Annotated in this window: 13 protein-coding genes, 1 tRNA gene and 1 pseudogene; 10 read left to right on the plus strand and 5 right to left on the minus strand. The window is 69.3% G+C overall.

Features of this window, described 5'->3' with window-relative positions; all coding sequences use genetic code 11:
- Positions 1-2: 2 nt before the first annotated feature.
- Positions 3-1496 carry a DUF3375 domain-containing protein gene (locus K8F61_RS10645; protein WP_231818981.1) on the minus strand — a complete coding sequence of 498 codons (1494 nt, stop codon included), beginning with the start codon at positions 1494-1496 and terminating at the stop codon, positions 3-5.
- Between the two features lie 119 nt (positions 1497-1615).
- Here K8F61_RS10645 and K8F61_RS10650 point away from each other — a divergent pair, with 119 nt between their 5' ends.
- On the plus strand, positions 1616-2257 hold the full coding sequence (locus K8F61_RS10650) for a LysE family translocator (RefSeq protein WP_231818982.1): 642 nt from the start codon (positions 1616-1618) through the stop codon (positions 2255-2257).
- A 130-nt stretch (positions 2258-2387) separates the two neighbouring features.
- Positions 2388-3776, plus strand: coding sequence for an HNH endonuclease signature motif containing protein (locus K8F61_RS10655; protein WP_231818984.1), 1389 nt, complete (start codon positions 2388-2390; stop codon positions 3774-3776).
- A 21-nt stretch (positions 3777-3797) separates the two neighbouring features.
- Here K8F61_RS10655 and K8F61_RS10660 read toward each other — a convergent pair whose 3' ends face one another.
- Positions 3798-4646, minus strand: a complete 849-nt coding sequence (locus K8F61_RS10660) for a phosphotransferase (protein WP_231818986.1) — start codon at positions 4644-4646, stop codon at positions 3798-3800.
- 116 nt (positions 4647-4762) lie between these two features.
- Between K8F61_RS10660 and K8F61_RS10665 the strand changes: the two genes are divergently transcribed.
- A complete protein-coding gene (locus tag K8F61_RS10665; RefSeq protein ID WP_231818987.1) occupies positions 4763-5353 on the plus strand; it encodes a TetR/AcrR family transcriptional regulator in 591 nt (196 codons plus the stop codon).
- A gap of 97 nt (positions 5354-5450) precedes the next feature.
- Positions 5451-6263, plus strand: a complete 813-nt coding sequence (locus K8F61_RS10670; protein ID WP_231818990.1) for an NAD(P)H-dependent oxidoreductase — start codon at positions 5451-5453, stop codon at positions 6261-6263.
- A gap of 50 nt (positions 6264-6313) precedes the next feature.
- Here the strand turns inward: K8F61_RS10670 and K8F61_RS10675 are convergent, their stop codons facing one another.
- A complete protein-coding gene (locus tag K8F61_RS10675; RefSeq protein ID WP_231818994.1) occupies positions 6314-7345 on the minus strand; it encodes a LacI family DNA-binding transcriptional regulator in 1032 nt (343 codons plus the stop codon).
- A 148-nt stretch (positions 7346-7493) separates the two neighbouring features.
- Here K8F61_RS10675 and K8F61_RS10680 point away from each other — a divergent pair, with 148 nt between their 5' ends.
- From K8F61_RS10680 to K8F61_RS10700, 5 genes and pseudogenes are all read left to right on the plus strand, one after another.
- Positions 7494-8429, plus strand: a complete 936-nt coding sequence (locus tag K8F61_RS10680; RefSeq protein ID WP_231818995.1) for a carbohydrate ABC transporter permease — start codon at positions 7494-7496, stop codon at positions 8427-8429.
- Positions 8430-8438: 9 nt separating this feature from the next.
- Entirely contained in the window at positions 8439-9350 is a 912-nt protein-coding gene (locus tag K8F61_RS10685; protein WP_231819000.1) for a carbohydrate ABC transporter permease, read from the plus strand.
- Between the two features lie 21 nt (positions 9351-9371).
- Positions 9372-10715 (plus strand): ABC transporter substrate-binding protein, encoded by a 1344-nt coding sequence (locus tag K8F61_RS10690; RefSeq protein ID WP_231819001.1) that lies wholly within the window; start codon positions 9372-9374, stop codon positions 10713-10715.
- A gap of 74 nt (positions 10716-10789) precedes the next feature.
- A complete protein-coding gene (locus K8F61_RS10695; protein WP_231819003.1) occupies positions 10790-12928 on the plus strand; it encodes an alpha-galactosidase in 2139 nt (712 codons plus the stop codon).
- A gap of 200 nt (positions 12929-13128) precedes the next feature.
- A pseudogene (locus tag K8F61_RS10700) lies at positions 13129-13782 on the plus strand (glycoside hydrolase 5 family protein); the annotation flags it as partial.
- A 126-nt stretch (positions 13783-13908) separates the two neighbouring features.
- Here the strand turns inward: K8F61_RS10700 and K8F61_RS10705 are convergent.
- Positions 13909-14517, minus strand: coding sequence for a hypothetical protein (locus K8F61_RS10705; protein ID WP_231819004.1), 609 nt, complete (start codon positions 14515-14517; stop codon positions 13909-13911).
- A 61-nt stretch (positions 14518-14578) separates the two neighbouring features.
- On the opposite strand from K8F61_RS10705, the gene K8F61_RS10710 reads away from it, so the two are divergent.
- On the plus strand, positions 14579-14893 hold the full coding sequence (locus K8F61_RS10710) for a hypothetical protein (RefSeq protein ID WP_231819006.1): 315 nt from the start codon (positions 14579-14581) through the stop codon (positions 14891-14893).
- 69 nt (positions 14894-14962) lie between these two features.
- Here the strand turns inward: K8F61_RS10710 and K8F61_RS10715 are convergent.
- A tRNA-Ser gene (locus tag K8F61_RS10715) sits at positions 14963-15054 on the minus strand.
- Positions 15055-15254: the final 200 nt, after the last annotated feature.

Below are 15254 nucleotides of genomic sequence, written 5' to 3' on the forward strand. Positions count from 1 at the left end.
CGTCAGTCAATCGCGTCTTCCTTCTCTTGTGCTCTGGTCGTCCTCGCCGTGATGGCGCCGAACGCGAACCGCCGCGTGGTGCCGTCGGGCCGCCGCGCCTCGACCGTGGAGATCCGATCCGCCTCGGTCATGCCGTTGCGGTGGGCGATCTCGAGCAGGCCGACGAGGTCGACCGGGCGCCGGGTCTCGTCCGCGGCTCCCGCGAACGCCTCGCCGAGGTCGAACTCCGGACCGAGACCGGCCAGATACGCCTCCAGCTCGTCGTAGCGCGGTCCGCCCCAGGCGCGGGTGTCGTTGTCGACGAACTCGACGTCGTCCGCGCCCACCAGCGGGGCCGGCGTGCCGGCCGGGCGGATGTCGCTGACCGTCTGACGCAGATGGCCGAGGTCGACGAGCGGCATGCTGCGCACCGGGTCCACGCTGGCGTTGACCGCGGCGGTGCCGCCCGTCTCGTCGGTCCAGGCGTGCAGGCCGGAGAGCACGTCCCGGAGCAGGTCGTCGATCTGCCGGTCGCGCAGCGGATCGTGGGTCTTCACCTGACCGGTGATGACGTGAGACGCCCGCCGCTGGGCGGCGAGCACCTCCTCCACGCCGACCTCGACCCGCCGGCCGATGGCGTCGAGCTCGGCGCGCTGCGTGCCGTCCAGCATCCGCGCGAAGGGCTGGCGGAGCACGGAGTGCAGCTGCTCGGTGAGCGCATCGATCCGGTCCGGATCCCCGATCAGGCGCAGGGCGCCGGCGAAGGCGCGTCCCTCCGGGGTCGACTGCATCACGTCCTGCGCACGCTGAAGGTACTCGCGCAGGACCTCGCCGGTCGGCCGCTCGTCCCGGCGGAGATGCGCGACCACGTCGCGCTGCATGGCCTTGAGTGACTCCGCCACCCGTGTGAAGTCGGCCGGCAGCTCCCGTGCCAGGTGCAGCACGTTCTCCGCCTCTTCCAGCAGCTCCTCGTCGTCGAACGGGTCGATCTCGCCGTCGCGGGCGCGCGCGATCTCCGCGTCGAGCAGGTCCCGCTCCTCGAGCAGCCGGGCGAGGCGTCGGGCCGGATCGGCCTCCGCGTTGTCGGCGAGGTGCTCGACGGCCTCCAACAGGGTGCGGACGCGGGAGTTCGAGACGCGCGTGCGTCCCCCGCCGGTGCGTCCGGCGATCTCCAGCGCCTCCACCGCGTGCGCGGAGAGGCGATAGACCTCGACGTCGTCGTCGATCTGGCGGACGAGCCAACCCACGCGCGTCCAGGTGCGGCAGACCTCGCGTCCGCTGCCGCCGGGGAGCCGCCGGTCGTCGTCGTCATAGCCGGCCGCGCGCAGCTCGTCCAGGATCTCGGCGACCTCGGCGTGGGCGTCGGCGACGGCCACCGCGGGTCGATCGGCGGTGAAGAGCACCGACAGCGCCGCCACGACGAACGGGGCGAACCGGCCGTGCAGCAGATCCAGCGTGGGGGTGCGGAACGCGGCGAGAGAGCGGAGGTAGGCCGCTTCGGCACGCGTGTTCGTCACACGTTCGAGCCTACCGAGGACGCGCACCCCTTCCCGACGCGCGCGGGGCGGGGCCGCGCCTCGCGGGTGGGGGCGACGCAGCCTGGTGCGCGCGGTCCCGCGGGGAGTAGGGTGACGCCGTGCCGTCGATCGAAGCCCTCCTCGCCTTCGCGGTCGCGTCGCTGATCCTCATCGCGATCCCGGGTCCGAGCGTCCTGTTCGTGATCGGGCGCTCCCTCTCGCTCGGTCGCCGTGGCGGTCTGTGGAGCGTGGTGGGAAACGAGCTCGGCGGCCTGATCCCCATCGCCGCCGTCGCCTTCGGCGTGGGCTCGATCGTCGCCCAGTCGGTGGCCCTGTTCACGGTCGTGAAGATCGCCGGCGCGGCGTACCTCGCATACCTCGGAGTGCAGGCGATCCGGCACCGGAAGGACGGGATGGCGGCGACCGCCGCGGAGGCTCCGCGGCGCGCATCGACGACCACCGTGCTCCGTCAGGGATTCATCGTCGGCGCGTCCAACCCGAAGACGATCGTGTTCTTCGTCGCCGCTCTCCCCCAGTTCGTCGATTTCTCCGCAGGCGCGGTGCCCGTCCAGATGCTGGTCCTCGGCCTGGTCTTCACCGTCATCGCGTTCGTGTGCGACGGGGCCTGGGCCCTCGCCGCCGGGACCGCGCGGGCGTGGTTCGCCCGGTCGCCGCGCCGCCTCGCAGCCGTGCGTGCGACCGGGGGCGGCATGATGATCGGCCTCGGCGGCACGTTGCTCCTCGCGGACAACAAGGCCTGAGCGCAACCGCGATCGGCGCGGATCACGCCGTCCGACGGCACGGCCACGGGTCGGCGGAGGGGTCGCGCTCTGACGGCGGGTTGCCCACAGACCCTTGGCGGGTTTCGAACATATGTACTAGGCTGGGGTCATGTCGGGAGTCCAGGACGCATACCTCCTCCGGAGCCGGGAGATCGTGGAGCGGTGCCGTGCGCTGGATGCGGAGATCGCGGTCCGGGAGGCGGAGAAGGCGGTACTGCTGGGCGAGCGCGTCGAGTTGCTGCTGCGCGAGGTGCCGGCGGGGAGTGCCGGGTTCGAGCAGGCGGAACGGTCGATGTTCGCGGAGATCTCCGCCGCGCTGCACCTGTCCCGGACGGCGGCGGCGAAGGCACTCGGCACCGGGTGGGCGCTTCGGGACCGGTTTCCCGCGACGATGTCCGCTCTCGCCCAGGGCCGGATCAGCGCCCGGCACGCGTCCGCGATCGTGCAGGCCGCACAGGCCCTGGACCTCCACGACCACGCCGCGCACGCCGCTTACGAGGAACAGGTCATCCCGTACGCCGCCGCGGAGACACCGGCACGCACCGAGGCGTTCGCCCGCTCCGTCGCCGCATCCGTGTCGCCCCGGACGATCACCGAACGCCTCACCCGCGCCCGCGCCGGGCGACGCGTCACCGTCACGGACGCCGACGACGGCATGAGCTGGCTCTCCCTACTCCTCCCCTCCCCGATCGCGCACGCCGTGCACGACCGCCTCACCGGCATCGGGCGACAGATCCGCATGCTCCGCGCCGCCGAAGACTGCGGAGCCTTCGACAGTCTCCCAGGCCCCGACAGCCCCCAGGGTACTGACGGCGCCCAGGGCCCCGACGGGACCACGCCGCCGACGCCCGCGGAATGGGAAGAGCTCACCGGATTCGAACACCTCGTCGCCGACCTCGACGAACCCCTCACCGACGACCGCACGCTCGACCAGATCCGCGCCGACATCGCCGCCGACCTCCTCCTCGCCGCCACCACCGACACCCTCACCGAGACCGGCACCCAGGCGATCCGCGGAACCGTCCAGGTCACCATCGCCGCGACCACCCTCCACGGCGACGACGACCGGCCCGCCGAACACGACGGTCACGGCCCCGCCGACCCCGCCCTCGTCCGCACGCTGGCCGCCGACGCCGAGCGATGGGACCGCCTCTTCCTCGACCCGACCGGGATGCTCACCCGCACCGACTCCTACACCCCCACCGAACGCATGCGACGCCACCTCCGCGCCCGCGACCAACACTGCCGATTTCCCGGATGCCGCATGCCCGCCCGCCGCACACAGACCGACCACACCCACGACCACGCCCGCGGCGGGCCCACAGACATCACCAACCTCGCCTGCCTCTGCGCCGGGCACCACGCCCTCAAACACCCCCACCACGACGACCGGTGGAGATGGTCCGCGACACAGAGCCCCGACGGCACCCTCATCTGGACCGACCCCACCGGACGAACCCACACCGACCACCCCACACCCCGCGTCCAGTTCGTCTGACCGCCGCGGATGACGGGGCCTTCACTCCGCGCTGCGCAACGCGTCGAGCGTCGGCCAGGGCGCCCCCGACCGAAGCACGTCCATGAGTTCCTGCCTGACCTGCGGACCGTTCGGGAACCGGTCACCCCTCTCCCAGCGCCACGCCGCCACCATCGCCAGGACGAGCTCCCGGCAATCATCACGCAGGCTGCGGTCGAGGCCGGGGTAGAGCTCGGCGACCTCCGCCGGGACGTGCGCGACATCGAACTCGACCGGACCCCGGCAGACGGTCTCGAGATCGATGAACCGGGCTCCCGCGGCGGTGGCGATCACGTTCCCCGGGTGCGGCTCGCCGTGAAGCAGCTGCTCGGTGCCGCGATCGTGGATCGCTCGTCCGAGGTGGATCAGGCGACCGCGCAGGAACTCCCGATCCCCGTCGCCGAGCTCCGGCGACAGGGCCGGGCTCCCGACGACGTCGAGGGCGGCGGCGACCCGCGCGGTGAACCGCGGGACCGATGTCGCGACGGTCCGCATGCCCGCGTGGAGCCGCACGAGGGCGTCCGCGTACTCGCGTGCCGTCGCCGCCGATGCCACCCGGTCCAGAGGCTCCCACAACGTCACGGCGAACCCGTCCTGCACGTAGACGCGCGGGTCCGCGCGGGGGTCCACGCGCCCCACCGGGCACCCGGCGTCGGCCAGCGCCTGCGCGAGCTCGACTTCGAGACGGGCGGCAGCATGCTCGCCCCGTCCGACCCGGGCGACGATGTCGGCCGGGCGCAGCCGCAGCGTGAGCCGGTTCGCCTCCTGCAGGATCAACACCTGCGCGACCGGCAGACCCAGGCCCGCGCAGACGGCCTTGGCGGCGTCGAGCGCACGGATCGACTCGGACACGACGACGGGCCTCCCTCCTGAGCGCGGCCCTTGCCACGCAGCCCGAGGTTACCAAGAGTAAGCTACGAATGGTAAGTTACGTGCGACCGTCACGTCTCGCCCCGAACGGAGGAGCAGTGTCCCCACACGAGACGCCGCCTCTCCCGCGGCGGCTGCCGAAGGCGCAGCGTCGCGCCCAGCTGCTCGCCGCGGCGCGCGATCTGATCCGCGAGGAGGGGACGGACCGGCTCACGCTCGGCCGTCTCGCCGAGCGGGCGGGGGTCGCCAAGCCCCTCGTCTACGACCACTTCGGGGACCGCTCGGGGGTGCTGGCCGAGCTGTACCGGGAGTTCGACGCCCGTCAGCATGCCGCCCTCGATGCGGCACTCGCCCAGGTCGAGCCGGACCTGGACGCCGTCGCGGATCTCATGGCCGGCGCGTACCTCGACTGCGCAAGAGCCGAGGGGCGTGAACTGGCCGACGTCCTCTCCGCCCTCACCGGCTCGCCCACCCTTGAGCGGCTCCGCCGGGACGCCACCGACGCGTATCTCGCCAAGTGCCGCTCAGCGCTGGCGCCGGTCGCCCGGACGCCCGTCGACAGCGCGGGGCTTCACGCCGTGGCCGGGGCCGCGGACGCACTCTCCCGCGCCTCGCTCGCCGGCGAGCTGGATGAGGGTCGCGCTCGGCGAGCCCTGGCGCGGATCATCGTCACCGTCGCCGGCGGCTGAACGCAGGGCGCGGACCCGGCCCGCAACAGACCACTCGCGGCCCACAGAACCCGACAGACAGAACCCCACAGACGGAACACCGATCGAGAGGACTCCCATGACGATCCACCACCCTCCGCGCCCGGGACACGCGCTCTGGGTTCTCGCGCACCCTCGGGGCACGTCGTTCAATCGCCGACTGTTCGACGCCGGCACCGAGGCCCTCTCCCACCGCTACGAGGTCGCGACCTCCGACCTGTACGCGCAGGGATTCGACCCCGTCCTCTCCGATCGCGACCTCGCCGTCGAGGACGGGCGCCCGGGCAACGTCGTCGAGCTGCAGGGCCTGGCGTACGCGAAGGGTCTGCTCCCGGCGGACGTGCAGGCCGAGCAGGCCAAGCTCGCCGCCGCCGAGCTGCTCGTGCTGCAGTTCCCGCTCTGGTGGTACGGCGTTCCGGCGATCATGAAGGGCTGGCTCGACCGCGTCCTCGCCAACGGCTTCGCGTACGGCGACGCCGATCCGGAGCTCGGCATCCCCCGCCGCTACGGTGACGGCGGCCTGGCCGGGCGACGCGCCCTCATCATCGTGACCGCGGGCGAGGACGAGCGCTCGATCGGACCGCGCGGCATCAGCGGCGACCTGGACTCTCTGCTGTTCCCGCTGACGCACGGCGCGCTCTGGTACGTGGGGGTCGAGTCGCTCGCACTGCACGTCGTGCACGACGCCGACAGACTCGGCACCGACGGACTCGAGCGGGAGATCCGCCGTCTCACCGACCGGTTGCAGCACCTCGACGACGAGCCCGGACGCCCCTTCCGGCGGCTCCGCGACGGCGAGTACCGGGGGACGCGAGCGCTGCGAGACGACATCCACCCCGGCCGGACCGACCTCGGCATCCACCTCGCCGATCCCGAGGGCCGGTCCGCGTGAGTCACGACCCGGCCTGGACCGGAGCGCGGCAGACGGGGCTGCTCCGGCCCTCATCCGTGAGCGGGCGCTCCATCCCCCTCACCAGGCGGGCAACCGCACGAGACGCGGCGGACGAGGGAGGGCACGAAGAGCCGGCGCCGGGGCTCTTCGCCGCTCAGGAGCGCGTCCACAGCGGCGCTCCCCATCGCGGCGAGAGGTTGCGCGATGGTTGCCAGCGGCGGCCAGCTGTACGCGGAGTCGGGCACGTTGTCGAAGGACACAATCGCGATGTCCTCCGGCACGCGAATCCCGTGCTCGTGGAATGCGCGCAGCATCCCTAGCGCCATCTGGTCGGAGGCGACGAAGAAGGCAGAGGGAAGGGCGCCGTCCTCGATGAGACGTTGCGCAGCCAGGTAACCCCCTGCCGCGCTGAACCTTTCGCGAGCCACAGGACCGCGCTGCAGACCGTGCTCCGAGACCGCCTCGACCCATCCGGTCTCTCGCGCGTCGGGATCCCCCTCGGAGGTCTCGCCGGCGAGGAGGCCGATTCGGCGGTGCCCATGGTCGGCGAGGTGCTCGACGGCGAGCTTGGCCCCGAGGAGGAGATCGACGCCGACCGTATGGACCCCGTGGACCCGCTCATACTGATTGAGGAGGAGGAGCGGCCTCGACCCGAACGCCTTGACATCCGGGAAGGCCACCGAGCTGCACAGGATCAGCCCGTCCACCCCGCGCGCCGCCAACCGGTCCAGCCGCGCCGCTTCTCCCGCCCTGGTCCCATCGGAGTTGACCACCAGGAGACCATGACCGCGATCCGCAGCCGCGAGCTCGACTGCCTGGCTGAGCATCATGAAGAACGCGTTCGAGGTGTCGGGCAGCACGATGCCCAACGTCTCCGAGGATCCCAGCCGGAGGGATCGCGCCGCCCTGTTCGGCCGGTAGCCGAGTTTGGCGATCGCATCGTTGACCCTCGCCGTGGTCTCCGGCGTCAAACGCTTGGTCCCGTTCACCACGTAGCTGACGACCGCGGGGCTGACCCCGGCAAGCCGAGCCACGTCATCCCGTGTCACCGTGGACGCGACGGGCTTCGCCCTCTCTCCCATCCGCTCATCCTACGCTCCTCGCCCACCGACAGCAGTGGTGACACCAGTTACCGACATACCGGATGGTGATGGCACAGCAAGGAAATCTCTTGCTATTTAATCGGTGACACGAGTAACTTGCTCTCCAAGCACCGAGAAAGGGAGCGAGATGACCACCACGACGCTCGTCGTCGGAGAGGCAGCCGCGAGGTCGGACGGCGGCCCTCCTCGCCATCGGGGACGCAGTGATCTCCGGGTCGCTCTGGTCTTCCTCCTGCCGGCAGCGATCGGCATGGCTCTGTTCTTCCTCCTCCCCACCGCCCGAGGGCTCTATCTGAGCTTCACCGAGTACAGCGTCCTCGGCGATGCGACCTGGGTGGGAACGCGGAACTACGAGGTGCTCGCGCGCGACCCGCTCTTCTGGAACGCCGTCGTTGTGACGATCCAGTACGTCGCCATCAACATCGTCGTGCAGACTGCCATCGCCCTCGGCCTCGCCGTCCTCATGCACAAGGTCGCCACGTCGACATTCGTCCGGGGGCTGCTCCTGATGCCCTACCTCATGGCGAACGTCATCGCGGCGCTGCTGTGGTTCTGGCTCCTCGACTACAACATCGGATTCGTCAATCAGATCATCGACGGACTGGGCCTACCCCGTGTGGCGTTCTTCGGCAGCCAAGAGTGGGCGATCCCGACGCAGGCGCTCATCAACACCTGGCGGCACGTGGGGTACGTCTCCCTGTTGATCTTCGCCGGTCTGCAGGCGATACCCGACGATGTGTACGAAGCCGCTCGCATCGACGGGGCCGGACCGGTCCGGATCTTCTTCAGGATCATGCTCCCGCTGCTTCGCCCGGTCCTCGCACTCGTCCTCGTGCTGACCGTCACCGGATCGTTCCAGGTCTTCGACACGGTGGCCGTCACCACGGCAGGCGGCCCGATCAACGCGACGCGGGTCTTGCAGTACTACATCTACGAACACGCTTTCGCCCAGCAGGAATTCGGTTTCGCCTCCGCGGCCGCCGTCGTCCTGTTCGCTCTCCTCGCCCTCTCCGCCTTCATCCAGATGAAGCTCCTGAGGGCGAACGAATCGGACCTGGCCTGAGGAGCGGGAATGACCAACACGGCGACCATCACCTCGACCCGTAAAGGGCGACGTTTCCGCTGGAGCCTCGTGCCTCCGTGGATCCTGCTCGTCCTCGCCATCGGAGTCAGCATCCTTCCCTTCTTCTGGGTGCTGCGAACCGCTCTGTCCACCAATGGCGCGCTCGCGTCACACGCCGCCGATCCGCTGCCCGCCGGCTTCTCGCTCGGAGCGTTCGCGCGGGTCTTCGGGCTTCAGTCTCCGGAGCAGGCGCTCGCAGAAGGAGGCTCCGGGGCGTCGATCAGCTTCTGGAACTACCTCGTCAACTCGGCAGTCTTCGCGACGGTGACCACCGCATCCACTGTTTTCTTCAGCGCGATGGCCGCGTACGCCTTCGCTCGGCTGCGATGGAAGCTGCGCGACGCGGTCTTCGCTGTCTTCCTCGGCAGCGTCCTCGTCCCGCCGATCTTCACCGCACTGCCCAACTTCCTACTGGTGCGCAACCTCGGACTGCTGAACACCATGCTCGGACTCGTCCTGCCCTACCTTTTCATGACGCCGTTCGCCCTCTTCTTCCTCCGGCAGTTCTTCTTGAGCATGCCGCGAGAGGTCGAGGAAGCGGCGATGATCGACGGTGCAGGACACGTTCGCGTCTTCTTCCAGATCATCCTCCCGAACGCTGCCGCCCCGCTCGCCACGCTTGCCTTGCTCACCTTCATGAGTCAGTGGAACGAGTACTTCTGGCCGTTGCTGGTCTCCGGTGAGGAGACCCGTGTACTCACCGTCGGGCTGGGCGTGTTCAAGTCCCAGACCCCGCAGGGCGCTCCGGACTGGTCCGGCCTGATGGCAGCCACGCTGGTATCCGCGCTACCCGTCATCGTTCTGTTCGCCGTCTTCGGCAGACGCATCGTGAACTCCATCCGGTTCACCGGTACCAAGTAGCCCTATACGAAAGGAACCACAATGAAAGCCACAGCACTCGGCGCCATGGTCGTCGCCGCCGGCGCAGCTCTCGTGCTCTCCGGATGCGGAGCGGACGCTTCCGGTTCGGGAGGAGATCGCACGAACGGGAAGGTGGAGATCAACTACTGGCTCTGGGACGCCAACCAACTCCCCGCTTATCAGCAATGTGCAGACGAGTTCCAATCCGAGAACCCGGACATCACCGTGACCATCACGCAGTCAGGGTGGGATGACTACTGGACGACCCTGACCAATGGCATGGCTGCGGGAAACGCACCGGACGTGTTCACGGACCACCTCGCGAAGTACCCGGACTTCATCAAGACCAAGCAGCTCCTCCCCCTCGACGATCTGGATGCCGATCTGTCCATCTATAACAAGGGCCTGGCTGACCTCTGGGTTGGCCAGGACGACAAGCGCTACGGTCTGCCAAAGGACTGGGACACCGTCGCCCTCTTCTACAACAAGGATTTGACCGCGAAGGCAGGGATCTCCGACGAACAGATGTCGGCGCTGACTTGGAACCCCGATGACGGCGGGACCTACGAGGACGTCATCGCCCACCTCACGGTGGACGAGAACGGCGTCCGAGGCGACGAAGCCGGATTCGACAAAGGAAACGTCGCCGTCTACGGACTGGGTCTCGCCGGATCTGGTGGCGGGATGGGCCAGACCGAATGGTCCTATCTGACCGGGACGACCGGCTGGACGCACACCGATACGAACCCGTGGGGCACCAGTTACAACTATGACGACCCGAAGTTCCAGGACACGATCGCATGGTGGGCCGGGCTGGTGGACAAGGGCTACATGCCGGCTCTCGAGACCACGGTCGGAACCGCCGTCGCAGACACCTTCGCCGCGGGCAAGGCGGCGATCAACTCGCACGGGTCGTGGATGATCGGTCAATACAGCGGGTATGACGGCCTCGACCTCGGCATCGCACCCACCCCAGTCGGTCCCGACGGCGAGCGCGCGTCCATGTTCAACGGTCTCGCGGACTCGATCTGGTCGGGGACGAAGCATCCGGACGAGGCGAAGGCGTGGGTCTCGTACCTCGCGTCGTCAGCCTGTCAGGATGTCGTGGCAGACGCCGCAGTCGTTTTCCCGGCGATCACGACGTCGACGCAGAAGGCCGAGGCGTCGTTCGCCGAAAAGGGAATCGACATCTCGGCCTTCACGACGCACGTGACCGACGGGACCACCTTCCTCTTCCCGATCACGGAGAACGCCGCGAAGATCGACGCGATCATGCTCCCCGCGATGGATGCCGTACTCGCCGGAGAAGCGGACGTCGACAGTCTCACCGCGGCGAACGATCACGTCAACGCGATCTTCCCGTAGCTCGGTCCGACCTGAGCGCTCGACGGGCGGGAACGACGCTCCGTTCCCGCCCCTCCTCACCGACAAGGAACACCATGCACCCTCCCGTCCATCTGCGATCGCGTGGCGTCAGCCTGCTCCTCGGCTTCGAGTCCGGGGAGGCGGAGATCATCCACTGGGGCGCGGATCTCGGTGATGAGCTCCCCGCACTCGACGCGCTGAGGCCGCCCGTCCCCGGGTCGGCCCAGGACACCCCCGTCGTCGTCGGGCTGATCCCGCAGGCCTCCTCCGGTTGGCTGGGACGGGGCGGACTACGCGGAAGCCGTCGCGGGCTCGCCTTCTCTCCGGCCCTCCGGGCCCAGGACGTGACCCCCGGAGCCGACCGCGTCCGAGTGACGCAGACCGATCCGCGCGCGGGGATCGAGGTGCACACCGACATCCTCCTCGACGAGCACGGCATGCTGCGCGTGACCCACGAGCTGTGCAATACCGGCACGGACGAGTACACCCTCGACCAGCTCGGCCTCGCGCTGCCGCTTCCGCCCGAGGCGACGGAGATCCTCGACTTGTCCGGCCGCTGGTGCCGGGAGACCCAGCCACGACGCCACGCTCTGCGGGACGGAGCCTGGGTCCGGTCCGGCCGTCACGGACGCACCGGGCACGACGCGCCACTCCTTTTCGCCGTCGGCACGTCTGCCTTCACGAACCGCGCGGGACGGGTGTGGGCCGCGCACCTCGCTTGGTCCGGCAATCGGGAGCATGTCGTGGAAGCGGTGAGCAACACGCGGACGATCGGCGCCGCGGAGCTCCTCGGCGCGTCGGAGCTCGTCCTCCGGCCCGGAGAGTCCTACCGGACGCCGCCCCTCTACGCCGCCTTCTCGGAGACAGGGGTGGACGGGATCACGTCGGTCTTCCACCGCTGGTTTCGCGGACGCCCTGAGCACCCCCGTCGTATCCGCCCGGTGACACTGAACACCTGGGAGGCGGTGTACTTCGACCATCGTCTCGGCCCACTTCGGGATCTCGCCCGGCTCGCCGCCGATATCGGCGTGGAACGCTTCGTGCTCGACGACGGATGGTTCCGCGGACGCCGCGACGACCGCGGCGGGCTCGGCGACTGGGAGGTGGACCCTGACGTCTGGCCGGACGGTCTCACCCCGCTCATCGACGCCGTCCACCAGCACGGCATGGAGTTCGGACTCTGGGTCGAACCCGAGATGATCAGCCTCGATTCCGACCTGGCCCGCGCCCACCCGGAGTGGATAGCGCGACCGACACCGGAGACGCTCGGAGCCGGCGGACGGCTCCCCGCGCCGTGGCGGCATCAGCAGGTTCTGGACCTGGTCCAGCCCGCCGCCTGGCAACATGTCTTCGACCGTCTCGACGGGCTGCTTTCCCAATACGACATCGCCTACCTGAAGTGGGATCAGAACCGTGATGCGGGCGAGCTCGGCTCTGCGGGCAGGCCATCCTCCCACGAGCAGACTCTTGCGGCGTATCGGCTGATCGACGCTCTCCGGGAGGCCCACCCGGGGGTCGAGATCGAGTCCTGTTCCTCCGGCGGCGGGCGCATCGACCTCGGCATCCTCGCCCGGACCGATCGCGTGTGGCCGTCCGACACGAACGATGCCCTGGAACGGCAGACGATCCAACGGTGGGTCCAGTCGATCGTGCCGCCCGAGCTCGTCGGCACTCACGTGGGCCCGACCCGCTCCCATTCCACGGGCAGGCACCACGACATCACCTTCCGAGCCATCACCGCCCTCTTCGGGCACTTCGGCGTCGAATGGGACCTTCGGGGAGCGACGACGCGGGACCTCGCCGTCCTCCGCCGAGCGATCGCGCTGTACCGGCAGCACCGGGACCTGCTGCACACGGGTCAGATCGTGAACGCCGACACGCACGATGAGAACCTGGCCGTCCACGGCGTGGTTGCGACGGATGGTTCCGCGGCGCTGTTCTCGGCAGCAGCCCTCGGCTCACTGGTCGCCGAGTCCCCCGGAAGAATCCCCTTCCCCGGCCTGGACCCGGAACGCCGGTACCGGGTCGACGCGGTCATGCCATCGACCGAGGACCTTCCCGAGGACGTGGACGAGCCCTTCGCGCAAGCGGTCCCGCCGGCGTGGTGGCCACGGACCGCCATGACCGGCCGGTTCCTGGCCGAGATCGGCCTTCCCCTCCCGGTGCTCCGTCCTGAGCAAGCGCTGCTGCTCCGCGCCACTGCGGAGAATTGAACACCCAATCCTGCCCTCAGACTCCACGAAAGCGACGACCCATGCACCGCCCGATGCGACACCTCCGTCATGACGACGCCACCCTGACCTGGGTCGGCGCGAACTTCTGGTCCCGCTCCGGCGGCCCGCGGATGTGGGTGCGCTACGACGCCGCCCTCGTCCGGGACGAACTGCGCGTCCTCGCCGACCACGGCGTCCGCATGACGCGCTCGTTCTTCTATTGGCCCGACTTCCACCCGACCCCGTACGCCCTCGACGAGGAGTGCCTCGCACGCTTCGCGGACTTCCTCGATGCGCATGTCGAACTCGACATGAACACCGTGCCGACGTTCATCGTCGGGCACATGTCCGGCGAGAACTGGGACCCCGCGTGGCGTGAAGGACGGGACCTCTACCGAGACAGCTGGTTCCTGGGCCGCCAGGCGTGGTACGTTCGCGAACTGGCCTCACGGTTTCACACCCACTCGGCGGTCTCGGGATGGCTCCTCAGCAACGAGGTCCCGATCTACGGCGGGGAAGCCCCGCGAGAGATCGTGCATGCCTGGGCCGACATCCTCATCGACGCACTCCGAGCGGCGGGCGCCACACAACCGGTCTCCGTCGGCGATGGCGCATGGGGGATCCAGACCACGGGACACGACAACGGCTTCGCACTCGCCGACCTCGCCGACCGCAGCGATTTCGTCGGGCCCCACGTCTACCGGATGGAGGACGACCAGATCCGGCAGAACCTCAAGGCCGCCTACGCGACCGAGCTCTGCCACGTCGGCGCCCGCCCGGTCGTCCTCGAGGAGTTCGGCGTCACCACCGACTACGTCTCGCCGGACGGCGCCGGCCACTACTACCGCCAACAGCTCTACAACACGCTCCTCGCCGGAGCAACCGGCTGGATCGCGTGGAACAACACCGACTACGACGATCTCGTGGCCCAGCGACCCTATTCCCATCATCCGTTCGAGATGCACTTCGGGATCACCGACTCACGCGGGAAGCCCAAGCCGCCGCTGCGAGAGCTGCAGCGCTTCGCCGCCGATCTCGCGGCGATGGACGTCGCCGGACTCCGCCGCGACGACGTCGACGCCGCGATCGTGCTCCCGTCCCACCTGGCCGCCGACTACCCCTTCACCTATGTCGGGGAACGGGAGACCATCGTGTTGGTCGGCGAGCAGGCGTACGTTGCCGCTCATGCCGCACACGTCCCGGTCGCCGTGATCCGCGAAGCCGAGGACGGCGGGATCGCACACGGCGCCCTGCTGTACCTGATCCCCTCCGTGAAGCAGCTCTGCGGTCCGACATGGCGACAGCTCGGCGACCTCGCAGACCGAGGCGCGACCGTCTACGCGTCCTACTGCGTCGGCGAGGTCGGTGAACAGCGCGGCCCCTGGTGGGCGTACACCGAGGAGCTGTTCGGCGTGCAACGGCAGAGCGCATACGGTCTGGTGGAGCCCATCGACGACGACATCGTGGTGATCCGATTCATCGAGGCGTTCGGCCCGATCGCTGCCGGCTCCGAGTTGCGCTTCCGGCCCCGGCGGCAACGCGCACGCACGCTCGTACCTCCCCGTCACGACGACCACCGGCACGGTCATCGCGGTCGACGCCCATGGGCGTCCGGCACTCGTCGTCCAGGAGCGCGGGGAAGGACGCCTGGTGCTCGGCACCTATCCACTCGAATACCTCGCGGCAGTGAACGCCCGGGTGAACCCCGAAGACACGGCCCGGCTCTACGACGCCTTGGCCGTCGTCGCCGGGGTACGAAGGCCGATCGCCGTCAACGATCCGAAGGTCTTCGTGGATACGCTCACACACACGGACGGCTCTCGGTACGCCGTGTTCGTCAGCCAACATGCCGAGCACGCGCGCGTCGTCCCCAGACTGAACGGAACCCTCAGGTCGCTGGACGGCGACGTGATCACCACCGTCGCACTCGCACCGTACGGAACCGCAGTCCTGCGCGTGACGTGACCGCGACGCAGACTGTCAACGAGATTCGTTCCCGTTTCAACGAGGCCGCTTGCGAGCCCTACTCCCGACTGGCGGAGACGGAGGGATTTGAACCCTCGGTCCCCGTGAGGGGACTCCACCTTAGCAGGGTGGTGCACTAGGCCTGACTATGCGACGTCTCCGTGCGCCCGCTCCGAGGAACGGACACGCCTGACCATCCTAACGGCTCCGAGGCGAGGTCGCGAACCGTCCGCGGACGCGCACGGCCCGACCGACGCGCGAGAGGGTCCGCGACGCTCGGCGTCACGGACCCTCTCCTCACCCGTGCGATCCTCACCCGTGCGATCGGATGACCCGCCCGTGCGATCGGATGACCCGCCCG

Origin of the sequence: Microbacterium resistens, assembly GCF_021172025.1 — a bacterium.
Classification (GTDB): Bacteria; Actinomycetota; Actinomycetes; order Actinomycetales; family Microbacteriaceae; genus Microbacterium; species Microbacterium resistens.